The following is a 23650-nucleotide window of genomic DNA, read 5'->3' as shown; positions in this document are numbered from 1 at the left end:
TGCGGAGCGGCCGCACCCGCCCCGGCCCGTCAGCCCAGATGCCGCTTCACGAAGTCGATCTCCAGCCGCACCTGCTTGATCCGCTCCTCCACCACCAGCGACCCGTGCCCCGCCTCGTACCGGTACACCTCGTGCACCGCGCCCCGCGCCGCCAGCCGGTCCACGTAGTTCTCGACCTGCTGGATCGGGCACCGCGGATCGTTCATCCCCGCCGAGATGTAGACCGGCACCCGCACGTCGTCCACGTAGGTGATCGGCGAGGACGCCGCGTACCTCTCGGGCACCTCCTGCGGCGTGCCCCCGAACAGCGTCCGGTCCAGCGCCTTGAGGGCCTCCATCTCGTCCTCGTACGCCGTCACGTAGTCGGCGACCGGCACCGCCGCCACCCCCAGCGTCCACGCCTGCGGCTGCGTCCCGATCCCGAGCAGGGTCAGGAACCCGCCCCACGACCCGCCGGACAGGACCAGCCGCTCCGGGTCCGCGAGCCCGCTGTTCACCGCCCACTCCCGGACCGCCCCGATGTCCTCCAACTCGATCAGCCCGACCCGGTGCTTGAGCGCGTCCGTCCACTCCCGGCCGTACCCGGTGGACCCCCGGTAGTTCACCCGCACCACGGCGAACCCGTGATCCACCCATGCCGCGGGCCCGGACGCGAAGGCGTCGCTGTCGTGCCACGTCGGCCCGCCGTGCACCTCGAAGACGGTCGGGTACGGACCGTCTCCGGCCCCCTCCGGCCGCTGCACCAGCGCGTGCACCCGCCCGCCGGGCCCGTCCACCCACACGGTCTCCACGGGGACCGACCTCGGGGCCTTCGCCCCGGGCGGGTCCAGCACGACCCCGCCCGCCGTGGACCGCACCACCGGCGGCTCGGCGGCCGACGACCACAGGTACTCGACCGAGCCGTCCGGCCGCGCGGTCGCCCCGCTCACCGACCCGGCCGGCGTCTCGATCCCGACCAGCTCGGCGCTGTCGATCTCGTACCGCCACAGCTCGCCCCGCGCCTCGAAGCTGTGCCCGACCACCAGCGCCGAGCCGTCCGGGTACCAGTCGGCACTGACATCGCCCGGCAGGTCGATGGCCAACTCGGTCTCGGTCCCCGCCACGGGGTCCCAGATCATGGGCTCCCAGCGCCCCCGCCGCTGGTGGCCCACCAGCAGCCGGGTGTCCCCGTCCACCGGCGAGAACCCGAGCACGGCGAGCCCGAGCTCCTCCGTGCCCCCCTTGGTGTCGTCCAGCTCCGCGACCACACCGCCGTCGCTCACCCGCAGCACCCGCAGCGACGAGTGCATGGCGTCACCGTGCTCGGTGTGCTCGACGGCGAGCAGGGAGGAGTCATGACTCAGGTCCCCCACCCCGGCCGACTCCCGGTGCCGGTAGATCTCGACGGGCTCGCCCACCCCGCCCCGGACCACGTGCACGGTCGACCCGTCCTCGTCGGTGGACCGCCCGACGACGACGGTCCCGTCGGCCCCCAGCGCCAGCCCGGCCGGGTACGAGGCCGCCAGGCCCGCTACGGCGACGACGTCCGCGCCCCCCTCGAAGGGCTGCCGCATCCAGACCCCGAACTCGTCCCCGTCGGTGTCGCTGAACCACCACACGTGCCGCCCGTCCGGCGTCAGCACCCCGTCCGTCGTGCCGTTCGCCCGGTCGGTGACCTGCCGCTGCACGCCGGTGCCGCGGTCCCAGGCATACAGCTCGTACGTCCCCGTGGCGTTCGACACGAACAACGCCCGCTCGGGAGCCTCCTCGGCCCACTCGGGCAGCGAAACCCGGGGCGCCCGGAACCGCTGCTCCCACACGGGCACGTCCGCCGCTTCGTCCTTACCCACACTGCTCTCACCACTGGTCATCCCCCCATCAAACAGGACCGCCCACCACTCCCGCCCCACCCCCAAGCGGAATCCATACCCCCTGTTTGTCGGACCCGCCGGGCAGACTGCCCCCATGACGGAGAACACACCGAACCCACCGAACCCACCGGCCGCTCCACCCCTGGACGCCCTGATCGCCACGTACTGGAAGGCGCTGGACACCCGCGACTGGGGCCTCCTCGACACGACCCTCGCGGACGACGTCGTCCACGACCTCCCGCAGACCCGCGAACGCATCCGCGGCAGGCAGGCCTGCTCCCGCTTCCACCGCGACCACCCGGGCGCACGGCAGACCCGCGTCCTGCGCACGGTCGTCGAGTCCCCCCAGGCGGCCACCTGGACCCACACCACCTCAGGCCTGACGGAGCTCCACGCCCAGACCTTCTTCACCACCGACCCGCACACGGGCCTGATCACCGAGATCACCGAATTCTGGCCCGAACCCTACGAACCCCCCGCCGGCCGCGACCACTTGGTGGAGCGCTACTGACACCCGCTTCCCCGTACCCCCTCGCCTCCGGGGCAGCCGCACCACCACGGTCCCGCCCGGCAGCACGAGCAGACTCCGCTGCCCGCCCGCCCCCTCCGCGGCAGCAACCGACCCACTCACGCCACCACGGCTGACGCGATACGGCTCAGACGGCCCTCGCCCGTCCCCCCTCGGGCTTCGGCCCCAGCCACTTCCGCAGCGCCTTCCCGCCCGGCCGCTCGACGAGCCGATGGACGGTGTACGACACCACGAACAGCCCGGCGAGCGTCACCCCGATCACGGCCCACGGCGGCATCGAGGGATGCAGCCACCGGATCGCCTCCCAGCCGAAGTCCTCGTGCAGCAGGTACAGCGGATAGGTGAGCGCCCCCGCCGTCACGAGCCACGGCCGGTTGACCGCCCGCAGCGGCAGCAGCGCCACGGCCAGCAACAACCCGTAGAAGACGGTCACCAGCCCCAGCGCGATCTCCCACGACAACTTCCCGCCCACCGCGCCCTCGGCGCCCTCCACCAACCCCTGCAACTGGTGCTGTGCGACCAGCCAGGACCCGCCGAGCAACAGCCACAGCACGGCCGACGTCCCGAACCGGCGCATCAGGAAGACGACCATGCCCCCGACGAAGAAGGGCGCGGCCTCGGCCATCACCGCCATCTCCACCAGCGGACTGTCCGACTGCGGCGCGACCATCGCCGCCAGCAGCCACAGCGCACAGAACACCACGCACCGCCGGTAGGTGACCCCGAGCGCGCACACCACGGCGAACAGGAGATAGAACCGCATCTCCACCCACAGCGTCCACGCCACGGGCGTGACGTTCCCGACCCCCATGCCGCCCTGGAACATGGTCAGGTTCGTCAGGATCTTCGACGCCGTGATCCCCGTCTGCTCCGACCCGTGCACCAGCAGCATCAACGTCGCGACGGCCAGCACGGCGAACCAGTACGCTGGGTACAGCCGCACGATCCGCGACACCGCGAACTGCCGGACCGTACGCCCCCAGCAGGACATGCAGATGACGAACCCGCTGATGAGGAAGAAGAACTGCACCCCGAGCCACCCGTAACCGCCCACCTGGTGCGCCACCGGGAAGACCACCGAGGTGGACTCGGGCCACGGCGGAGCCGTCCACCGGTCGTACCCGACGAAGTGGTACCCGACCACCATGAGCGCGGCCACCAGCCGCAATCCGTCCAGCACGTACAACCGCCCGCCCCGCGCCCCCTCCGGGGAAGCCGGCGCCCCGCTCTCCCGGGGGAGAACGGGCGCAGGTATGGCAGGGGGCCCAGCCACGACGGACGCAGTCATCGGGATGTACTCCAATAAGAGGCGGCACGGCCACGAAATGGACCCGGAGCGCCAGACCCCCCTGGCACACGGCCACCCACACCGCTCCCGGCCCACCTCAATCAGCGGCGAACTGTACCGGCCCCGGGCCCCGGACGCCCGCGTACCCCCACGGCCCGCATCGGCTACGGGGCGGGGATGATCCGCTGACCGGTGACGGCGCCGATGCGGGCGTCACCTCCGCCCACGCCCAGCCACAACGATCAGGCCGGGAACGGCACCGATGGAGGCTTCAATCACAGCGGAACCTCGGGGGACGACAGAGCCGGATCAGGGTGAAGGAGTGTTCCGGCCCTGAGGAGGGGGACGCTGGGGGTGCAGTACCTGCCCGTGGTCGCCGCCCTGCCACCGCCGCGGTCATACGCACGTGGACCACATGCGGGGAACCGTCGCCCTGGCCGTCGGCGGCACCGATGTCGCGGGAGCGGCGCTTCCCCCGTTGCTGGACGCCGACCGAAGATCCACTCACTCCCCACGGCCTCCCCAACGCAAATCAGGCCCGGTCTTTCCCTAAGGAAGACCAGGCCTGACCTGATGTTTCAGCTGTCGGGGTGGCGGGATTTGAACCCACGACCTCTTCGTCCCGAACGCGATTAGGGGCGCGTGCGACGCAGGGACGGCGGTGGTCACCAGCGCTTTCGGGGACTCTGAGTGTCCGTAACCGTCCGAGGTGATCCAGCCGAATTTGCCACGGGTGGCTCCCTGTTTGGCTCCCAGGCATGCACTAACGCACGGACGGGAGTCGCTCCGGACGTGCGGTTTCGTCTGTGAATCCGTGAGCCGTGGGGCACGCTGCGCGCTGGGCAAGCCACCCTGAGACGCGCGGCCCTCCGTTCACAGCACCGCCCTCCCGAACCGTACGAACGTGCTCGAACCCATGGCGCAAGTAGTAGCGCTGAAGCGCCTCGTTGGTGGTCCAGGCATCAAGGCGTACCCACTTAGCTTCCGCCGCGTGTGCGCGGTCGCATGCCCAATCCAACAGGCGGCCACCGACGTTCTTCCCTGCGTGCGTGCGGGCCACGGTGAGCTTGTTGACAAACATTGACGGCTCCTGGAGTTCGCTGTCAGACCAGAGCCCTTCCTCAACGTCCGGAGTGAGGGTGATAGTCGCGGCAGTCGCGTCGTGGTCCCGGACCATGAACACGGTGCCGGACTGGATCGTGGCGAGTAGCCGATCCGCTGGGTACGGGCGCTGCCACTGATCGGTGCCGAGATGGCTCAGCCATGCCGCAGCTTCCGCCCGGAAAGCTAGAAGCTGCGGCAGGTCAGCAGGTTGAGCAGGGGTGATTCTCACTGAGGGTCGTTTCCACTTCGCCCGGCCAAGTCGCCGATCTCGTAGTTCATTCGGTTCAGGTCGCCCCGGAAGGTGGTGATGGTGCACCGGATCGGCCGCTCATCGGTGTAGCCGGTCCGCGTCCAGAGCAGGACCGGAACCCCCGCGCCGATCTCTAGCAACCGGGCCTCTTCCGGCGTGGGCATACGGGTTGAGATCTCATCGAAGTACCCGATCTGCGTGATGCCGGCGGATGCCAGGTAGCGCGTCGTGCCTTCCGCGATGTCGCCGGGCGACGTGAGACGCGGCGCCTTTTCGATCAGCCACTCGGGATAGTGGGTGTCCTGGGTGGACCACGGCACGTCGTCCACGAAGCGGTGGCAGTGTCGACGCACTGTTGCGGAGGTGGGGGCGATCAACAGCCTCTCCGCGATGTAGTCAGGGGCGGGACGCAGCTCAACCCGGAACGTCTGCGTGGGCCGGCGTCCGGCGTTTGTCACGTCGGTGTTGTAGGCGTCGCCGTGCTGCGGGAACTCCAGGTTCTCGAAGCGCGTGGCGTTCAGCTCGAACACCTCATGCTTGACCACCTCGTACCCGAGTCCCTGGCTGGACGAGATCAACCCTTGTGTGACCAGGAGGCCCAGCCCTGAGCGCACCGTGTTGCGGGACGCATCGAAACGGGCTGAAAGCTCGCTCTCTGAGGGCAGTCGCGACCCAGGCGGGTACGTGCCGTTGTCGATCTCACGACGCAGGGCGTCGGCCACCTGTTGGTACTTCGGCTGCCTACTCATGCCGCCATCATGACGCACTCGCGCAACTTGTTGGTACATCTAGCGTCCAATCACTTGACGACTCACGGTCCGTGGGTGCAGCATCACTACATCAGCTTGTACCAACAAGCTGAGCAAGCGGTGCAACGCCTTCAAGTGTCTCCGCTTGTGCGGTATTCCGGCCCTCTGGGTCGGTGCACGACCAGGAGCCCCGCGTTGGTCGGGGGGAGGGTGCCGGACAGCCGCTCGCGCGGTCCCTTGTCAGTCCGGACGGTCTGTCTCACCTGAGACGGGGCCACGACCTGTACCTGATACGGCAGGCGCGGTCCCGAACGAGACACCTGAAGTACCCAACTCCGCAGCGTCTCGCTGCGGCCGGTTGCCTCCCCCGCCCGTCCGGCCCCTGTGGTCGTACGGACGGGGCCGAGGGGAGCCGGACACCTGCTCCACGGCGTGCGGCCCCGGTGCTCGAACACCGGGGCCGCTTCGGGCCGTTCCTCCCAGAAAGGAACCACGACCCATGGAACACATCGTCACTGTTCAGGAAGCCGTTACCGCGTTCTCCGACTGGTGTGAGCCCACGGATGCGGAGCTGGGCGCCATCGAGCGCGAGATGCCCGTCATCGTGGCGGAGGTCGCGTTGCTGGACGCGCAGATTGTCGCCCTGACCCACCCCGTCCCGAACGAGCTGGACGTCCGCCGTCTGCGCCGGGCCCACAACCGGGTGTTGGCGGCCCGCCGGGACCTGGAGAACCGGGCTGCCGTGGCGGACCTGCCGGGCGGTGCGGCATGAGCCACACCCTTGCGGCACTCGCCGCAGCCCTTCCCGTCGCGTCCGGCTGGTCGGTCCACACGCTGTGGATGCGCCGCCGGATGGAGTCCGCTCGCCGTGACCCGCTGACCGGTCTGTGGACCCGTGAGCCGTTCGAGGAGCGGGCCCGTAAGAGCCTGGCCCGGGGGCAGCAGCAAGCCGTGTTCGTCGTGGACCTGAACTGGTTCAAGCAGATCAACGACACCTTCGGCCACGCGGCGGGCGATGCCGTACTGCGGGCAACCGGCCAGCGCCTCGGGCAGTGGGCCACCGACAACGCCGGCGTCGCGGGACGACTTGGCGGGGATGAGTTCGCGGCAGTCACTCCCGTGTACGGGGAGCAGGGCACCGTGACCGGCAACCTGCTGGTCACGCTCCCTGACCTGCTGCATCGGCTGGAACGTCCGGTCGAGTTCGAGGGCCGGCGTATTGACGTTCACGCTTCCATCGGTGCGGCACGGTACTGGCGTTCCTGCGGTGCTGACCTGTCCGCGCTGCTGCGTCGGGCGGATGAGCACATGTATGAGGTCAAGCAGGAAGGCGGAGGCTGCGGCATCGCCCCGCTGTTCGGGTCCGCCACGGGCGTGCGGACGGTCAACGGCCGTCGTGAGGGCCGCTCGGGCACCACGGTCACGGAGGTGTCGTCATGATTCGCCTGGTCACCCGTTCCCGTCTCGCCCGCCTGGCCGCCGACGCGGACGCTGCCCGCTCTGGGGCCCGCCTGGTGCGGGAGCAGGCGGATGCCGCCTTCTCCGAGCACATCCGCACCGTCTACGGGCTGACCGGCCGTGCCGAGTCGTCCGAGAAGGAAGCGGACACCCTCCGGGCGGACATGCGGATGATGCAGGTCGCCCTGGAGGACTTGGCCGACGACCTTCACCGCACCCGCAAGGAGCTGGACGACCGCACCCGCGAGGTCGCCGCACTGAAGGCGGCGCCGACCGTGGAGCTGCCGGTGCTGCTGCTCCACTACGGGAAGCCGCACAGCATCCACCCCGACAGTGCCGCCGCCCGCGCATACGCGGCTACCCACGGCGCCCCGCTGAACGGCTGGGTGAAGTGCGATGAACGCTCCGCCCCCGCGCTGGCGTGGCTGTGCATCCCGTTCACATTCGATGCCGGCCGGGGCCACTTCGTGAGCGTGGTTGCCCCCGCGGTGCGGGCAATGGAGGGTGCGCGATGAGCATCTCCATGAACAGTGTTCAGGTGCGTTCAGCAGAGACCGCGCTGTCGGTCGGCACCTGGCTGATCGTGGCCGGAGCGATGCTGTACTCGATCCTCACCGTCACGCCGCTGATGGTCTCCCACACCGCCCCCGAGTGGCGGTGGACGGCGCCGATTCTGCCGCTGGTTGTCGACGCGGCGGTGGTCATCGTGGTCCGCCTGGACTCCGTCCTGGCCCGACTTGGCGGGCACGGCGGCCGGTGGCCGGTGGTCCTGCGGTGGATGACCGGGGCGATGACGCTCGCCCTGAACATCGCCGACTCCGCCCTGAAGAAGGACCTGGTGGGCGTCGCCGTCCACTCGGTCGCCCCGCTTCTGCTTATCGTCACGGCAGAGAGCGGACTGGCTTACCGCAGGGCCATCACCGCCGCCGTGAACGCCCTTGAACAGGAGCGCCGCAGCGAGCAGGAACGACGCGAGCAGGCGGCCCGGGAACGTGCTGAGGCCAGCCGTGCGCAGGCCCGTGAGGAGCGTGAGCATGCAGCCCAGCTCGCCCGCGAAGAGCGGGAGCACGCAGCCAGGCTCGCCCGTGAACAGCGTGAACACGAGGACCGGCGACGGGCGGAAGACAGGGAGCGGGCCGAAGCCGCAGAGCGTGCGGAGCGAGAGGCCCGTGAACGCCGTGAACGTGAGCGTGAACAACTTCGCGTGGCCAGTGAACAGCGTGAACGCCAAGCCGCCGAACGCATCGAGCGTGAGCGCCGCGAAGCTGCGGAGCGGGCGGACCGTGAACGCCGTGAACGCGAGGAACAGGCGGAGCGTGCACGCGCCGCACTGCTGGAGCGCGGACCGGCGGCTGAGAAGCTGCCCGAGGACGAAGCCCGCGCCCTGGTGAGCCAGGCGTTCACTGTCAGTCTCCCCGTGCGGGCCGCAGCAGAGCTGTGCGGCTGGTCGGTGGGGTGGGTCAGCAGCCGCTACGCCGAACAGCGCCCGCCGCAGTCACAGAGCCGGGCCGATGACCTGGTGAGTGCCTGATGGGCGCCCTCAACGGCAGGTGCCTTGGGGCGCCGGCCCTGGGGGAGGTGCCGCGTGTGCTGTGGCGGTGCGCCCCCAAGGGCTACGCCACCCGCCGACAGCTCCGGGCCATGAACCTGCGGCCCGGGGGCCAGGACGTGCAGATCGAGGTGTTCCGCCCGCGTCACCGGCGCGGCCCCCTGATCGCCTACCTCTACCGCGTCGACCTCGCCCTGCCGGTGCGTCCGATGACCCCGGCCAAGCAGGCCGCGCTCGCCAAGGCGAACACCGCCCGCCGAACCTGCCCCTCCTGCCGACGGGACGCCGGATACGTCATCCCGGCCTCACTCGGCATGTGCGTGCCCTGCGCGTACCCCGAAGAACAGCGCGCCGCCTGAACACCCCCCATCAGACAGGCACTTCAAGCGCAGGACCCGAACGCCGCTGGCAGGCGAAGACCGTCCGGGTCCTGCTTCTCCCCATAAGGAGTGGCACCAGCATGACCGACACCACCCTGACCCCGACAGAGGCCCCGCCTCCCGCCGCACCGATCCAGACACCGCCCCCGACCGAGCAGAAGGCCACCACCGGGCCGGAAGTGGAGTCCACGCCCGGTGGCTGGCCGGTGGTCCCGCTGGCGTTCACCGGGGCCAACACCACCGTCAGCATGGTCGCCGCCGCCGGTCTCGCCGGGGGCCCGGTCGCCGCGATCGTGGCCGCGACCGGCGCCGCCGTGCTCGGTACGGTCGCCACCTACCGCAACCGCAACCCTCGCCCCAAGCAGTCGGCACGGCGTGCTGCGGCTCACGCCGCTGGACACCGTGCCGCACCCGGCCACCGTGCCGCCCTCCGTTCCGCCGGCCTTCGTACGGCGGGCAGTGCGGGGCGGGTGCCCGGCCAGAAGCGCCACGGCTCGCACGGCGCTGCGGGCAGCAACCGCAGTTCCACCGCCGGGCAGGCCCGGGCAGGAGCGGGCAGGCACAGTGCCCCTTCGTCCCTGAACAAGCCTGCCGGGCTGAGGAGCAGCCGTGGCGGTGCTGGCATGTTGGGCAAAGCCTCGCAGGTGAAGGCGTTGCGGTCGGCGCAGAAGGCGGCCGGTGGTCGCAGTGAGAAGCGGGCGCAGACCACGGCGGCCCGCCGTGCGGTCGCGGACGCCCGCCGCAACACCGCCAAGCCTCAGAGCCTCAAGGCCGCTGGTGGCGGGCGGAGCGGGTCCGACAGGAAGTCGGGCCCGCGGGGCGGTGTGGCCGGCCGCCTGACGGGCGGCGCGAAGAGCAAGGCGCGGAGCGCCCGGGACAAGGCGATCGCGAAGGACCGGGGCCGCCGGGACGCGAACACCCGCCGGAAGGTCGACGGCAACCGCTCTGCGGTCCGTAAGGCCCCGGCCCGCAAGGCGGCCCGCAGGGCTCTGCGCCGCTCGTACGCCCGCTTCCAGGGCCGTCGTCTGGTGGCTGCTCTGCTGGCCCTGCCGGTCGGCCTGCTGGGGTTTCTGACCAGTCCGATCGGCCGGAAGTTCGGGTGGCCTCTGCTGGTCCACCCCGGGCGCCGCCTGTACCGGCGGATGACCGAGGAAGCCGCCGCCCGCCGTGCCAAGCGCGACGACACCATCCGCGGCGAACTCGCCACGGCGGAAGCCGCGGCGGACGCGGACGCGGAGCAGGACGCAACCGACGGGGTCGGGGACCGGGTGGAGCGCCCGGCCGGCCAGGTCCCGGAGAACACCACCGCAGCAACTACCGGAGGAGAGCACGTGTCTGGGTTCCAGTTCGAAGAGCACGCCGCCGAGATGGAGAGCGCGGCCAACTCCTACGACCCCGAGAACGCCATGGAGATCCTCGCCATGGTCGAGAGTCTGCCCGCCGCGATCACCTCGGTCGCCAACGTGATGCGCATCCTCGCGGAGCGCTCCGACAGTGAGTTCCCGCTGGAAAAGGAGGTCGCGGACGGCTTCAACGACATCTTCGGCGCCCTCATGAGCGCGGTCGCCGTGGCGGAGGACATGGGGCCGCTGTTCCGCCAGGCCCACGAGCAGGACATCGCCCGTCACGAGGACCCCCGCAACGGTCCCGAAGCCGAGAAGGGCTGGAACGTCTGACATGAGCGCCACCACTGCCACCAACAAGCGCAAGCAGGCGGACAGTGGCCCGGTGCTGGACTGGAGTGCCGGTCACGGACCCGTGACCGGCGCTCTGTCCGCCACCACCGGAGCCCTCGCCGTCGCCACCACCGGCGCCGCCACCGGCATGCCGCCCGCCTGGGCACTGGCCGTCGGAGCCGCCGGGGCCCTCGGTCACACCGTGGCCGGGCTCAAGGTCCGCAACGCGGGCCGCACCCTCGCCTTCAAAGCGTCCTCCTGGCTGGTCGGAGCAGGGTGGACCACGTGGGCCATGACCACCGGCCCGCTCTCCTGGGCCGCCCTCGGCAGCCTGGCCACGATCGGCGTGGGCATCGGGGCCGGGGCCCGCTCGGTCGCCCTCTACGAAGAGGCCCGCGAGGATGAGGCCCTCGCCGCAGCACACCGTCAGGTCGTCGCGGAGCTCTCCGCCGACCGGCGTGCGATCGCTGCGGAGTGGGCGGAGCGCATTCAGCGCATCTGCAACGTCACCGTCAAGGTGCTGGCGGTCGAGATGTGGGAGACCGGCAACGGCTACTCCCTCGACCTCGAACCGCAGGGCGGCGTCACCCATGACCGCATCGCCCAGTACGGGCCGCAGTTGTCGGCTGATGCGAAGCTGCCGCACGGCTGCACCGCCTCGGTGGGCCCCGGCGTCCACCAGGGGCGGGCCATCGTGGACGTCACCACCCGCAACGTCCTCGCGGAGGCCCGCATCTACCCCGAGGACTACAGTCCCCTCTCGGTCCACACCGGCATTCCTTGGGGTTTTCGCACCAACGGTGACGACGTGCTGGCCTACCTGCGCGAGCAGTGCGCGCTGGTCGTCGGGCCCACGGGGTCCGGGAAGACGAACCTGCTGCACACCATCCTCGCCGGGTTCGCCCGCGCGACCGACATGCTGACCTTCGTCATCGACCTCAACGCCGGATCGGCCGGCCTGCCGTGGGTGCTGCCCGCCCTGAACGGTGAGCTGAAGCAGGACAACGGCAATCCCGTACGGCCCGGAATCGACTGGCTCGCCGGAACGTACGAGGAAGCCGTGCTCCTCCTGGACGCCGCGCTGGCCATCGGCTCGACCCGCAAGCGCGCCTATCAGGAGCTGATGGCCAAGCACGACACCGACCTCCTGCCAGTGAGCGCGGAGGTTCCCCAGATCATGCTGGTCGTGGACGAGGGTGCGGAGATCCTCGTCAGCACCGACCGGCGGATGAAGGAACTCGCGGGAAAGATCCGGGAGTTCATCCGGATGCAGCGCGCCATGGGCGGGCGCACCGTCATCACCGCCCTCGGGGCCACCGGCAGCGTCCTCGGGGATCTGCTCATCCGCCGCGAGGCCAAGGTGCGCGTCGCGTTGACCGGCGGTGAGACCGAGGGCATGGACCTCTCGAAGATGTTCCCCGGACGACGGGGGCTGCGGGTGGACCAGGCCCCGTTCAAGGGCGCCGGGTTCATGGGCACCCCCGAATCCCCGGGGGCCCTGTTCAAGGCGTGGCGGATCAAGCCCTCGCAGATCCGTGACATCACGGTCGCCACGTCCGAGCGGCGCCCCCGCCTGGACGCGGTGTCCGCGAAAGCCGCGGGCAGCGCGTACGCCCGGCGGTGGAACAGCGACCGCACCGCGTGGATGCGCGACCTCAGCACAGCAGCATCCGAGGAGACCCCCGGCCCGGCCGGGACGGGCCACAGCGCGGGGCTCAACCTGTCCGCCCACCGCGCCGCCCAGGCACCGGAAGACGAGCTGCTGGCGAAGTTCCGGCAGGAGATCGACGCGCAGTTCGCCACCGCACCCGACCCGGACGCCACCACCCGCGAGCCGGGAGCCGGTCCGGGGCTGAACCTGTCCGCGCTGCGCAACGAGGCGGAGCAGGACAGTCCCGCGCGGCGGGCAGCGCTCGCCGCACTGCTGGCCGCCGGCCGTGAGGGAACGGGGGCGTCCGCGATCGCCCGCGCCCTCGCGGACGGGCACGGAACGACCCGGCAAACGGTCGTCGGATGGCTCAAGGAATGGGCAGAGGACGGCACCGCCGTCCGCGTCGGGGAGGGCACCAGGGCCCGCTACGTCCACCGTGACCACGCCCCTGGACAACCGCCCCGCAACTGACCGCTTGTCGCTTGTCGCCCGCCCTCACGAAGAGCCCTCCCCGGGTTGTCGTCCCCCCGGAAAAGGGGCTGTGACCTGGGAGGCGACAAGCGACAAGACAAGCGACAAGACAAGACAAGCGACAAGTGAGCCGACAAGCCACACGACAAGCCAGGCCCCCGCCCACACGCCCCACAACGGGCCGGGGCCCGGCGCGCCCGCATCCCCTTCAAGGAGGTTCCGCCATGGCCCGCTACCACCCGCCGACCACCGCACCGCCGGGGCTCACCCCGCACATCCCCGCCGACCTCTACCACCGCGCGCAGGCCACCGGACAGCCCATCGTCATCGTCCAGCAGGCCACCCCGGTACGCGTCCGGCGCCCGGCAGGTGACTACCTGATCCCGCTCGCCGTCACCCTCGCCGGGGCCGCCGGAACCCTCGGACTCGTGGCCGCCGCGATCGCCCTGTTCGAGTTCGCCGTCCGTACCGCCGTCCTGATCGCCGGGGCGGCCGGACCGGTCGGCATCGGCCTCACCCTCAAGCTCACCCGCCCCCGCAGCAAGTGAGGAGATCTGACCCCATGGACGAAACGACCTACTGCGACGAATGCGCCGACTACGGCTGCCCCGGACACGAGATGTGCGAGGAGTGCGGCGGCGACATCTGCAACGAGTGCGGCGGCTGCGACTGCCCCGACACCGCCTGCCCCGGCCCCGTCGCCCACGCCACCGGCAACGACTTCTAGACGCGCCAAGGGCGGCCCCCGTATCTCGCCAAAGTCACGGGGCCGCCCTTGTCCACCCACCAGTCATCAAGACCTGTGGAGGTCTCCAGCATGACGCAACCCACCACCATCCGGCGAGACGGCCCCCGGCCGTTGCTGCTGGATCTGTTCTGCTGCGCCGGCGGCGCGGCGATGGGCTACCACCGGGCCGGATTCGACGTGATCGGCGTCGACATCGCCCCGCGCCCGAACTACCCCTTCACCTTCCACCGGGGCGACGCCCTGGAGCACCTCTCCCGCCTGATCGCCACGGGGGAGATCCGGCAGTACGCGGCCGTGCACACCTCCCCGCCGTGCCAGCACGCGTGCGCGCTCACCGTCGGCACCAACCAGGCCATGGGGTGGGGTCGCCCCCACACCCAGCTCATCCCCGCACTGCGGGAACTCCTCGACGCCACGGGGCTGCCGTACGTCATCGAGCAGCCCACCGGGCGCGCGCCGGTCCGCAAAGATCTCGCGCTGTGTGGGGAGATGTTCGGGCTGGGGGTCCTGCGGCACCGCAACTTTGAGCTGGGCGGCTGGACGGCCGCACAGCCCGCCCACCGGGCGCACCGGGGCCGGGTGCGCGGCTGGCGGCACGGCCAATTCTTCGACGGCCCCTACGTCGCCGCGTACGGGGCCGGCGGGGGCAAGGCCACCGTGGCGGAGATGCAGACGGCCATGGGCATCACGTGGACGAACGTCCGCGAGGAGCTGACCGAGGCGATCCCCCCGGCGTACACCGAGTGGATCGGCCGCGCGTTCCTCGCACGCGTCACGTCCGGGGCGGTGGCGGCGTGAACGAGAACCTGATGGACGCCGCCCTGAACGCCGCCGCCCGCGGCTGGCCCGTGTTCCCGCTCCGCCCCAACGACAAGCGGCCCGCCCTGCACGGTGAAACCGCCTGCCCCCGCACCGGGGAGTGCGCGGACGGGCACGTGAAGTGGGAGGGCCGCGCCACGACCGACCCCGACCGCATCCGCCGGGCGTGGTCGACCGGCGCGTTCAACGTCGGGCTGGCGACCGGCCCGGCGGGGTTGCTCGTGGTGGACCTGGACCAGGTCAAGGCGAAAGACGTGAAAGGAACGCCTGACGGCGTCACTTCCTTTGCGGCGCTCTGCGAGCGCGCCGGGCAGCCCGTCCCGCACACCTACCGGGTGCGGACTGCGGGCGGGGGGCAGCACCTGTACTTCTGGGTGCACCGGGCCATCCGGATGCCGTCCAGCAAGGGCAGGCTCGCCCCGAAAATCGACACCCGGGCATGGGGCGGGTACGTCGTCGCCCCCGGCAGCACCGTGGGCGGCACCCCCTACGAGGTCACCGACGGAATGCCCGTCGCGGAACTGCCCACCTGGCTCATGCTCCAGCTCCAGGACCGGCCCCGCCCGGCCACGCCGCCCGTGCTCGCACCCGTCGGGAACGGGGCGCGGGTGTCGCACGTCGCCCTGGAACGGGAAGCGGCTGCGGTCGCGGCGGCGGTGGAGGGGGAGCGTGAGGCGACGCTGTTCAGGGCCGCCCGGTCGATGGGGCGCTTCGTGGCGTGGGGCGACATCCCCCGGCACGTGGTGGAAGACGCTTTTCAGGTGGCGGGGGAAGCGGCCGGCCTCAAGGCGTACGAGGTGCGCTCCACCCTCCGCAGCGCACTGAACTGGTCCATCCGCACCGCACGGCCCCGGGCGTCGGCATGAACGCCCACCACCCCACCACTGAAAAGCCGTCGTTGACCGCCCACGGGCCCGACGCCGCCGGACCGCCGGTCACCGTCACCGGCGTCCGCCCCGGTCTCCAGGTGCGCGGGCTCGACCGCGGACAGGTCCCCGTCGCGGACTGGCTGTGCTCCTGCGGCCACCACGAACGCGCCCGGGGCCGCAGGGCCGTGCACGCGTTGTGCGAGCGCGTCACCGCAGGCCACTGCCCGCACGCCGCCGACGCACCCGCACCGCCCCCGGCGGTAGGCGCGGAAGTCGTCGCCTCAGTTCTTCGTTCTGACCCGCACCCTCACGCCGCTTCTGCGGCCGGAAGGAGGCACGCCGCATGACCACTACGACCACCACCGAACCCGCCACCACGACCACCTCGACCGCCAGTGAAGGGGCGGCTTTGCTGGACGAGGTGGAGGCTTTCCACCGTCGGTTCAACGTGTTCCCCACCGAGGCGGCGTACGTCGCCGTGACGCTGTGGGACGCGCACGCGCACCTGTTGGACTCCTTCGACTCCACCCCGCGTCTGGCGTTCCTCTCCCCGGAACCCGGGTCGGGCAAATCCCGGGCGCTGGAGATCGTGGAAACCCTGGTCCCGCACCCGATGGTGGCGGTCAACGCGAGCGCGGCGGCCCTCTTCCGGGCCGTGTCCGCGACGGCCGGACGCCCCACGATCCTCTTCGATGAGATCGACACGGTTTTCGGCCCGAAAGCGGGGGACAACGAGGAGCTGCGCGGGTTCCTGAACGCCGGGCACCGCCGTACCGGGGTCACCTACCGGTGCGTCGGGGACGGCGGGAACCAGACGGTGCAGGCATTCCCCTCGTACACAGCCGTGGCCGTCGCCGGGCTGGGCTCGTTGCCGGACACGATCCTGACCCGCTCCGTCATCATCCGCATGCGGCGCCGGGCCCGGAACGAGAAGGTGGAGCCCTTCCGGGCACGCCTTCACGAGCTGGAGGGCCACAAGCTCCGCGACCGGCTCGCCCGGTGGGCGGAGCAGGTAGAGAAGCGCATCGCCGGGGCCTGGCCGGACATGCCCGAGGGTGTCACCGACCGGCCGGCGGACGTGTGGGAACCGCTGCTGGCCGTCGCGGACGCCGCCGGGGGCGACTGGCCTGCTCGGGCCCGCACCGCATGCGTGGACCTGGTGAACGCGTCCAAGGCCAACGACAAGGGCAGCATCGGTATCCGCCTGCTGACCGATCTGCGGGATCAGGTGTTCAGCGGCATTGACCGGCTGCCCACCGTCGCCGTTCTCGACCGGCTGTGCAGCCTGGACGAGTCGCCCTGGGCCGACATGGCCGGGCGCCCGCTGGACTCCCGGGGGCTGGCGCGGATGCTCCGGGAGTACATGACCACCGACAACACCCCGGTGACGGCCCGGAACATCAAGACCGGCGCGAGCGTGATGAAGGGCTACTACGCCAAGGACCTCCACGACGCGTGGCAGCGGTACTGCCCGCCCCCTCCTGAGAGTCCGCTACCTCCGCTACCTCCGCTACCGGGCAGCTCAGAGGCCCTGTAACAGGTAGCGGCAACCACCCCGGTAGCGGACGACTCCCGCTACCGCCGACCGGCCCCGCACGCATGACGTGCGGGGCCGGTAGCGGCAAACGTCCGCTACCGCTACCCCTTGCCGCTACCTCGATCATGCCCCTGACCAGGGCGGTAGCGGAGGTAGCGGAAGTAGCGGACCTGACAGGGGGACCCCCTCCGTGTGATCGAAGGAGACAGGTTCATGGATACGGCGCCTTCCGCCTCCACGCCCCAACTTCGGCTGCACCGCGTAGAGGACGCGGCTGCACTCCTCGGTGTGAAGCGCTCCACCGCGTACGAGGAAATCCGACTCGGACGACTTCAGACCGTTCGCATTGGCCGCCGACGCCTCGTGCCGGTCGAGTACATCGACGACTACATCGAACTACTGAAGCGCGAAGCGACCAACGCCGCGAGCTGACCGCAGCATCCGAGCGACCTGCCAAGGACCGCGTCCAACAGGGTGCGGTCCTTGGTCATTCGAGAGATAGGGAATCAAGATGACCGAGACTCCGCCGCGCACCCGCAGGGCTGGTCAGGGCGAAGATTCGATCTACTGGGACGAGTCCAAGAAGTCGTTCGTGGGAGCCGTCTCCCTTGGTTTTACGCCGAGCGGCAAGCGCCGTCGTTCGAAGGTCTACGGGAAGACCAAGACCGAGGTTCGGGCCAAGCTCCGTGTCCTCAAGAAGGAGCTGGAGACCGGCGTCAAAGCCCCGGCTAACTACACGGTCGCGAATGCCGTGACGGACTGGCTGGAGCGGGGCCTCAAGGGCCGCGATGACGCGACCGTGAGCAAAAACCGCACCCTCGCGGACAAGCACCTCGTGCCGTACATCGGAAAGTGCAAGCTCAAAGATCTGAGTGCCGATGACGTCGATGACTGGCTGGACGGTCGCGTGGAAGTGCTCGCCACTCGCTCCCTTCGGGACCTGCTCGCCGTACTGCGTCGTTCGATCTCTCACGCACAACGACGCAACAAGGTGCTGCGGAACGTAGCCGAGCTGGTGACCGTTCCGGAGGGCCGCGCCGGCCGACCGAGCAAGGCCCTGAACCTGGAGCAAGCGCGGGCGGTGCTGTTTGCCGCACGAGGCTCCCGCCTCTACGCCTACCTCGTACTGTCGCTGCTGAGCGGCGTACGCACCGAGGAAGCGCGTCCGCTCACGTGGGATCACGTCTATCTCGACCCGGGCAAGGATCAACCGCCGCACGTCGCCGTTTGGCGGTCGGTGCGGAAGCACGGCGACACCAAGACTCGGAAGAGTCGCCGGACCATCGCTCTCCCGAAGCAGGTGGTGGACGTACTGGAAGAACACCTTCGGTGGCAGAAGCAGGAGCGCGCATCGAAAGGGCAGGAGTGGAGCCCGGCCGGTCTCGTGTTCACGACCCGGAGCGGTGAACCCCTGGACGCGGCGAACGTGCGGCGCGACTTCCGGGCCATCGTGGTCAAAGCAAACCTTGCCCCGGAGTGGACGCCGCGTGAGCTGCGGCACAGCTTCGTTTCGCTGCTCTCGGACCATGGCATTCCGCTGGAGAAGATCGCCGTTCTCGTCGGCCACAGTAGTCAGGCAACGACCGAAATCGTCTACAGGCATCAGCTTCGCCCTGTGATCACGCAGGGTGCGGAAGCGATGGATGAGATCTTCCCCGTTGAGGCTTCCGACAAGGACGGGAAGGGCAGCCAGAAGGGCTGACACTCTCCCGGTGGCTCCCTTTTTGGCTCCCCGGACACGCAAGAGGCCACCTCCGGAAATCCGGAGGTGGCCTCTTACCTGCTGCTTTAGCTGTCGGGGTGGCGGGATTTGAACCCACGACCTCTTCGTCCCGAACGAAGCGCGCTGCCAAGCTGCGCTACACCCCGATGTCCACCGCGTTGCCGTGGCGACATCGATTACTTTAGCCCACCCGCGCGCTCACGCGAAATCCGGTTTTCGCGGCGGCGCAGGTCGGGGCGTACGCGGTCCAGGGCGACCAGGCCGAGGGCCAGCGCGTAGAAGGCCAGGCCCAGGACCAGGGCGGCTGTGGCGGTACTGGCGTAGCCGTGGGCGGCGACGTCCAGGAAGGGGTAGGGGTAGCGGGCCTCGGCGGCGGGGGCGAGGAGGGCGCCGCGGATCAGGGCGAAGGCGAGGTAGGCGGCCGGGTAGAGCAGCCACTGGGCGGCGTACCGGAAGCGGAGGCCGCCGGGGGCGGTGAGGAGGAACCAGTCCAGGGCCGCCCCGAGGGGGGTGACGGTGTGCAGGAGCTGGTTGGAGGCCGCGCGCGGGCCGGTGAGGGCGTCGCCGGTCATGGAGAAGCCGCTGGAGTCGTTGGCCAGGATCAGGTGGTAGACGAGGCCGGTGATGGCGATGAAGAGGAACGCGCCGCCGGTGAGGCGTGGGGAGAGGGTCGGCCGGCCGGTCCAGGCGCGCTGGGCGGACCAGCCGAGGACCAGGGCGAGCAGGGCGTTCGACTGGATCGTGAAGTAGACCGGCACTCGGAGCGGATCGCCGAGGGCCGTGTCGATCACGATGCCGGTGACGGCGGCCGCGCAGAGCAGTGCGCGGAAGACGGCTGCGTACGGACGACGGTGGGGCGGCACGACCGCTGCGGCCGGCACACCCGGGGAGGACGGGGCGATCATGACTCCCACGGTAGGGGAGTTCGTCCGGGTTTGAGGCGGTGGGTCGAGATGGGGGAGCGGGGCCGGGTCTCCGGCGCGGTGGGCCCCGGGCCCGTACGGGTGGGGGCGCGGGCCGGGCCCCTGCGCGGTGGGGCCCGGCCCGTACGACCGCTGGTCAGGCCTTCGGCGTCAGCGTCAGCAGGGTCGCCTCCGGGGGGCAGGCGAGACGCACCGGCGTGTAGCGGTTCGCGCCGCAGCCCGCGGAGACGTGGAGGTAGGAGCGGTGGCCGCCGTGGGTGTGGGTGGAGAGGCCCTTCACGCGGTCGGTGTCCAGGTCGCAGTTGGTGACCAGGGCGCCGTAGAAGGGGATGCAGACCTGGCCGCCGTGGGTGTGGCCGGCGAGGACCAGGGGGTAGCCGTCGGCGGTGAAGGCGTCCAGGGCCCGCAGGTACGGCGCGTGGACCACGGCGAGCGAGAAGTCGGCGGTGGCGGAGGGGCCGCCCGCGACCTCGGCGTAGCGGTCGCGCTTGATGTGCGGGTCGTCGAGGCCGGTGAGGGCCAGGTCGAAGCCGTCGCGGAGCTTGAGGTTGCCGCGGGTGTTGGTGAGGTTGAGCCATCCCGCGGCGTCGAAGCCGTCGCGGAGCTCTTCCCACGGGTTGTGGACGGCGCCGACGACGGGCGGGTTGCCGTTCAGGCCGTGCTTGCCCTGGACCTTTTCGAGGAGGTAGCGGGCGGGGTTGCGGGGCTTCGGCCCGTAGTAGTCGTTCGAGCCGAAGACGTACGCGCCGGGGAACTGCATGAGCGGGCCGAGCGCATCCAGGACCTCCGGCACGCCCTCCGGGTCGGAGAGGTTGTCGCCCGTGTTGACGACCAGGTCGGGGCGCAGCCCGGCCAGCGACTGGAGCCAGCGCTGCTTCTTGCGCTGGCCGCTCACCATGTGGATGTCGGAGACCTGGAGCAGGCGGAGGGGCTTCGCGCCCGGCGGGAGGACGGGAACGCTCACGCGTCGGAGTCTGAAGGAACGGGCCTCGAAACCGGCCGCGTAGGCGAGTGTGGCCGCGCCAACGGCCGTGATTCCCAGGGGTACTCCGTAACGTGCGCGCATGCCTCCCATCGTTGCAGATGGGGGAGGGGCCGGACGCCGCGGCGTAAATCGGTGGGCGGCGGGGGCGTACGACCTGCCACACTTGCGTCATGACCACGCTCAAGTCCCAGCTCAAGTCGCAGTTGAAGGAAGACCTCACCGCCGCCATCCGGGCGCGCGACGAGCTCCGCTCCTCCACGCTCCGGCTCACCCTCGCCGCCGTGCAGGTCGAGGAGGTGTCGGGCAAGGAGGCCCGCGAGCTCTCCGACGCCGAGGTCGAGAAGGTGATCGCCAAGGAGGCGAAGAAGCGCCGCGAGGCCGCCGACGCCTTCGCCAAGGGCGGTCGCGCCGAGCAGGCCGAGCGGGAGAAGGCGGAGGGCGAGATCCTCGCGACGTACCTGCCGCAGCCGCTGAGCGACGAGGAGCTGAAGGCGGTCGTCGCCGAGGCCGTCGCCGAGGCGCGGGCGGCCGGGGCCGAGGGGCCGCGCGCGATGGGCGCCGTCATGAAGATCGTCAGCCCGAAGGTCGCGGGCCGCGCCGACGGCGGCCGCGTCGCCGCGGCGGTGAAGGAGCTGCTGGCGGGCTGACCCGCAGCGGCCGAGGTACGTGTGAGGGCGCCACCCCGGTCGGGGTGGCGCCCTCACGTCGTGCTCAGGGGGTCACCGGTGGCGCCGGATCACGGCCAGTCGCCGAAGATGTCATCCCCGTCGTCGCCCCCGCCGTCGCCCCGGCCCGGGGGCTTGTTGTCGCCGCCGGGGCGGTTCTTGTCACGGCCCTTGTTCTTGTCGGGCTTGCCCTCGTCCTCGCCCTTGTCCTTCTGGGCCTCGGGGATGTGGACCGTCCTGAACTGCGGCGAGTCCTTGCCGGCCAGGGCGCCGGACATCGCGTCCTTCCAGATCGGGCCGGGGACCTGCCCGCCGAACACCTTGGCCTCGTACTTGCCGCCGATGGTGATGTTCTCCATCTTCACCCGCTGGGTGGGGCTGCCCACCCAGACGGCGCCGGAGAGGTTCGGGGTGTAGCCGACGAACCAGGCGTTCTTGCGCTCGTCGGTGGTACCGGTCTTGCCCGCGTTGTCACGGCCGTCCTTGAGCCCGGCTTCCTTGCCCGTACCGGAGTCGACCACTCCGCCCAGCAGCGTGTTGACGGTGTCCGCGGTCTGCTCGGCCATGGCGGCGGAGCAGGAGGTCTTCGGCACCGGCAGCGACTTGCCGCCGGGGGCGGTGATCGACTCGATGGCGATCGGGGTGCAGTACGTGCCCCGGTTGGCGAAGGTCGCGTACGCGCTGGCCATGGTCAGCGGCGACATGCCGGTGGAACCCAGGGTCAGCGTCGAGGGCACCTCCGGGATCTTCTTGCCGTTGCCCTGGACCAGGCCCATCTTCTCGCTCATCTTGGCCACCGGGCACATTCCGATGTCCTGGAGCATCTGAACGAAGTAGGTGTTGACCGACATGTTCATCGCTTCACGGAGCGGGTACGGACCGACCTCCTTGTCGTTCTCGTTCTCCAGCTTCTCGTTGGCGGCGTTGACCCACGGCTTGCCGCTGCACGTCTGGATGCGGTCCGGATAGGGCATCTGGTACGGCGCCGAGTACACCTGCGTCGGGGGCCTGCCCTCCTCCAGCGCGGCCGCGGCCAGGAACGGCTTGAAGGTCGAGCCGGTCGGGAAGCCGAAGTTCGAGCCGCCCATCTTCTTGTCGACCGAGTAGTTGATCTGGGTCTCGTTGTTCCCGAAGCCGTACGGCTTGGACTGGCCCATCGCGAGGACCTTGCCGGAGCCGGGCTCGACCAGGGTGACGGCCGTGGCGACCTTGTCGCTCTTGTAGACGTGGTCCTTGATGGAGGCCTGCGTCGACTTCTGGGCCTTCGGGTCCAGGGTCGTGCGGACGGTCAGGCCGCCCTGGTTCCAGATCTTGGCCCGGTCCTCCTTGGTCTTGCCGAAGACCGGGTCGTTGAGGAAGATCTCGCGGACGTAGTCGCAGAAGAACCCGGCGCCGCTCACCGCGGTGATGCAGCCGTTCTTGGGCCGGCTGACGTTCAGCTTGAGCGGGGCGGCCTTGGCGCGCGCGGCCTCGGCGGGCGAGATCTCGCGGATGTCGGCCATGCGCTGGAGCACGACGTTGCGCCGCTTGGTGGCCTCGGCGGAGTCGTTGACCGGGTCGTAGCGGGTCGGCGACTGGACGAGCCCGGCCAGCAGCGCGGCCTCCTCCAGCTTCAGGTCCTTGGCGCGCTTGCTGAAGTACCGCTGCGAGGCGGCCTCGACGCCGTACGCCTGCTGGCCGAAGAAGGTGATGTTGAGGTAGTTCTCCAGGATCTTCTTCTTGCCGAGTTCCTTCTCGACCTGGATCGCGTACTTCAGCTCACGGATCTTGCGGCCGAGGGTCTGCTGGGTGGCCTCGGCGACCTTGTCGGGGTCGTCGCCGGCCTCCTCGACGAACACGTTCTTCACGTACTGCTGCGTCAGCGTGGACGCGCCCTGCGCCGTGCCGCCCGCCTGCACATTGCGGTTGAGGGCACGCAGGATGCCCTTCATGTCGACCGCGCCGTGCTCGTAGTAGCGGTTGTCCTCGATCGCGACGATCGCCTTCTGCATGTACGGCGAGATGTCCTTCAGGTCGACCACCGTGCGGTCGCGGGAGAACACCGTGGCGATCTTGCCGCCCTGGCTGTCGAGGATCGTGGTGCGCTGGCTCAGCGGCGGGCGCTTGAGGTTCGCCGGGATGGTGTCGAATCCCTCGACCGTCCCCTTGGCCGCGAGACCGAGGGCGCCGGCCGCGGGCAGGGCGATGCCGGCCAGCACGGCTCCGGAGAGCACGCTGACACCGAGGAACTTGGCGGCCTGCTGGGTCCGCGTGAGACCCCCGCCCGAGCGCGTTTTTGCCATGGGGAGCAGCCTACGTTCTCAATCGCCGGACATACGTAAAGGCTCTGGCCTAAGACCGTGTCCTACGTGGTGAGGCGGTCGTTGTCCCGGTATGGGGCGGGGAACGTGGAGCTGGATCGTGCCGGATGGCTTGTGGGAGATCGC

Annotated in this window: 23 protein-coding genes and 1 tRNA gene; 16 read left to right on the top strand and 8 right to left on the bottom strand. The window is 70.4% G+C overall.

The annotated features are described in order from the left end of the window. Window positions 1–29: 29 nt before the first annotated feature. The gene (locus ACZ56L_RS34320) at window positions 30–1850 is read right to left on the bottom strand and encodes a S9 family peptidase (protein ID WP_468690819.1); all 1821 of its coding nucleotides are present in this window, start codon (window positions 1848–1850) and stop codon (window positions 30–32) included. Between the two features lie 94 nt (window positions 1851–1944). Between ACZ56L_RS34320 and ACZ56L_RS34315 the strand changes: the two genes are divergently transcribed. After that, window positions 1945–2361 carry a nuclear transport factor 2 family protein gene (locus tag ACZ56L_RS34315; RefSeq protein WP_468690817.1) on the top strand — a complete coding sequence of 139 codons (417 nt, stop codon included), beginning with the start codon at window positions 1945–1947 and terminating at the stop codon, window positions 2359–2361. A 145-nt stretch (window positions 2362–2506) separates the two neighbouring features. On the opposite strand, the gene ACZ56L_RS34310 is transcribed toward ACZ56L_RS34315, so the two are convergent. The 3 genes from ACZ56L_RS34310 to ACZ56L_RS34300 form a co-directional block, all read right to left on the bottom strand. Beyond that, complete coding sequence (locus ACZ56L_RS34310) at window positions 2507–3559, bottom strand: acyltransferase family protein (RefSeq protein ID WP_471068958.1); 1053 nt, start codon at window positions 3557–3559, stop codon at window positions 2507–2509. 871 nt (window positions 3560–4430) lie between these two features. After that, window positions 4431–5000, bottom strand: a complete 570-nt coding sequence (locus tag ACZ56L_RS34305) for a GNAT family N-acetyltransferase (protein WP_471068956.1) — start codon at window positions 4998–5000, stop codon at window positions 4431–4433. Further along, complete coding sequence (locus tag ACZ56L_RS34300) at window positions 4997–5770, bottom strand: GntR family transcriptional regulator (protein WP_471068954.1); 774 nt, start codon at window positions 5768–5770, stop codon at window positions 4997–4999. The genes ACZ56L_RS34305 and ACZ56L_RS34300 overlap by 4 nt, the downstream gene beginning before the upstream one ends. A gap of 499 nt (window positions 5771–6269) precedes the next feature. Here ACZ56L_RS34300 and ACZ56L_RS34295 point away from each other — a divergent pair, with 499 nt between their 5' ends. The 14 genes from ACZ56L_RS34295 (at window position 6270) to ACZ56L_RS34230 (ending at window position 18630) form a co-directional block, all read left to right on the top strand. After that, complete coding sequence (locus tag ACZ56L_RS34295) at window positions 6270–6542, top strand: DUF6284 family protein (RefSeq protein ID WP_471068952.1); 273 nt, start codon at window positions 6270–6272, stop codon at window positions 6540–6542. Next, window positions 6539–7210 (top strand): GGDEF domain-containing protein, encoded by a 672-nt coding sequence (locus ACZ56L_RS34290; RefSeq protein ID WP_471068950.1) that lies wholly within the window; start codon window positions 6539–6541, stop codon window positions 7208–7210. Before ACZ56L_RS34295 ends, ACZ56L_RS34290 begins: the two co-directional genes overlap by 4 nt. Next, window positions 7207–7743: a hypothetical protein gene (locus ACZ56L_RS34285; RefSeq protein WP_471068948.1), complete on the top strand. Its 537-nt coding sequence runs from the start codon at window positions 7207–7209 to the stop codon at window positions 7741–7743. Before ACZ56L_RS34290 ends, ACZ56L_RS34285 begins: the two co-directional genes overlap by 4 nt. 8 nt (window positions 7744–7751) lie before the next feature. Further along, entirely contained in the window at window positions 7752–8759 is a 1008-nt protein-coding gene (locus ACZ56L_RS34280; protein ID WP_471069023.1) for a DUF2637 domain-containing protein, read from the top strand. 47 nt (window positions 8760–8806) lie between these two features. Next, on the top strand, window positions 8807–9136 hold the full coding sequence (locus tag ACZ56L_RS34275) for an RRQRL motif-containing zinc-binding protein (RefSeq protein ID WP_471068946.1): 330 nt from the start codon (window positions 8807–8809) through the stop codon (window positions 9134–9136). 101 nt (window positions 9137–9237) lie between these two features. Continuing rightward, complete coding sequence (locus tag ACZ56L_RS34270) at window positions 9238–10833, top strand: hypothetical protein (RefSeq protein WP_471068944.1); 1596 nt, start codon at window positions 9238–9240, stop codon at window positions 10831–10833. Window position 10834: 1 nt separating this feature from the next. Then, window positions 10835–12955: a hypothetical protein gene (locus tag ACZ56L_RS34265; protein WP_471068942.1), complete on the top strand. Its 2121-nt coding sequence runs from the start codon at window positions 10835–10837 to the stop codon at window positions 12953–12955. A gap of 224 nt (window positions 12956–13179) precedes the next feature. After that, window positions 13180–13503 carry a hypothetical protein gene (locus tag ACZ56L_RS34260; protein WP_471068940.1) on the top strand — a complete coding sequence of 108 codons (324 nt, stop codon included), beginning with the start codon at window positions 13180–13182 and terminating at the stop codon, window positions 13501–13503. Between the two features lie 14 nt (window positions 13504–13517). Next, window positions 13518–13682, top strand: a complete 165-nt coding sequence (locus ACZ56L_RS34255) for a hypothetical protein (protein WP_471068938.1) — start codon at window positions 13518–13520, stop codon at window positions 13680–13682. Between the two features lie 90 nt (window positions 13683–13772). Further along, complete coding sequence (locus tag ACZ56L_RS34250; RefSeq protein WP_471068936.1) at window positions 13773–14501, top strand: DNA methylase; 729 nt, start codon at window positions 13773–13775, stop codon at window positions 14499–14501. After that, complete coding sequence (locus tag ACZ56L_RS34245) at window positions 14498–15388, top strand: bifunctional DNA primase/polymerase (RefSeq protein WP_471068934.1); 891 nt, start codon at window positions 14498–14500, stop codon at window positions 15386–15388. Before ACZ56L_RS34250 ends, ACZ56L_RS34245 begins: the two co-directional genes overlap by 4 nt. A gap of 346 nt (window positions 15389–15734) precedes the next feature. Next, complete coding sequence (locus ACZ56L_RS34240) at window positions 15735–16928, top strand: DUF3631 domain-containing protein (RefSeq protein WP_471068932.1); 1194 nt, start codon at window positions 15735–15737, stop codon at window positions 16926–16928. A gap of 213 nt (window positions 16929–17141) precedes the next feature. Further along, on the top strand, window positions 17142–17360 hold the full coding sequence (locus ACZ56L_RS34235; RefSeq protein ID WP_471068930.1) for a helix-turn-helix domain-containing protein: 219 nt from the start codon (window positions 17142–17144) through the stop codon (window positions 17358–17360). A 79-nt stretch (window positions 17361–17439) separates the two neighbouring features. Further along, window positions 17440–18630 (top strand): tyrosine-type recombinase/integrase, encoded by a 1191-nt coding sequence (locus ACZ56L_RS34230; RefSeq protein ID WP_471068928.1) that lies wholly within the window; start codon window positions 17440–17442, stop codon window positions 18628–18630. A 93-nt stretch (window positions 18631–18723) separates the two neighbouring features. Here the strand turns inward: ACZ56L_RS34230 and ACZ56L_RS34225 are convergent. From ACZ56L_RS34225 to ACZ56L_RS34215, 3 genes are all read right to left on the bottom strand, one after another. Next, a tRNA-Pro gene (locus tag ACZ56L_RS34225) sits at window positions 18724–18797 on the bottom strand. 30 nt (window positions 18798–18827) lie between these two features. Continuing rightward, window positions 18828–19556 carry a Pr6Pr family membrane protein gene (locus ACZ56L_RS34220; RefSeq protein ID WP_471068926.1) on the bottom strand — a complete coding sequence of 243 codons (729 nt, stop codon included), beginning with the start codon at window positions 19554–19556 and terminating at the stop codon, window positions 18828–18830. Between the two features lie 154 nt (window positions 19557–19710). Next, window positions 19711–20640, bottom strand: a complete 930-nt coding sequence (locus ACZ56L_RS34215; RefSeq protein ID WP_401765579.1) for a metallophosphoesterase — start codon at window positions 20638–20640, stop codon at window positions 19711–19713. 89 nt (window positions 20641–20729) lie between these two features. On the opposite strand from ACZ56L_RS34215, the gene ACZ56L_RS34210 reads away from it, so the two are divergent. Then, window positions 20730–21206, top strand: coding sequence for a GatB/YqeY domain-containing protein (locus tag ACZ56L_RS34210; protein ID WP_345220380.1), 477 nt, complete (start codon window positions 20730–20732; stop codon window positions 21204–21206). 89 nt (window positions 21207–21295) lie between these two features. On the opposite strand, the gene ACZ56L_RS34205 is transcribed toward ACZ56L_RS34210, so the two are convergent. Next, window positions 21296–23506 (bottom strand): transglycosylase domain-containing protein, encoded by a 2211-nt coding sequence (locus ACZ56L_RS34205; protein WP_345220376.1) that lies wholly within the window; start codon window positions 23504–23506, stop codon window positions 21296–21298. Between the last annotated feature and the right edge of the window lie 144 nt (window positions 23507–23650).

Source organism: Streptomyces sp. NPDC039736, assembly GCF_055596485.1.
The sequence above is the reverse complement of the archived record's forward strand: the minus strand, read 5'-3'. Positions and strand labels throughout refer to the sequence as shown.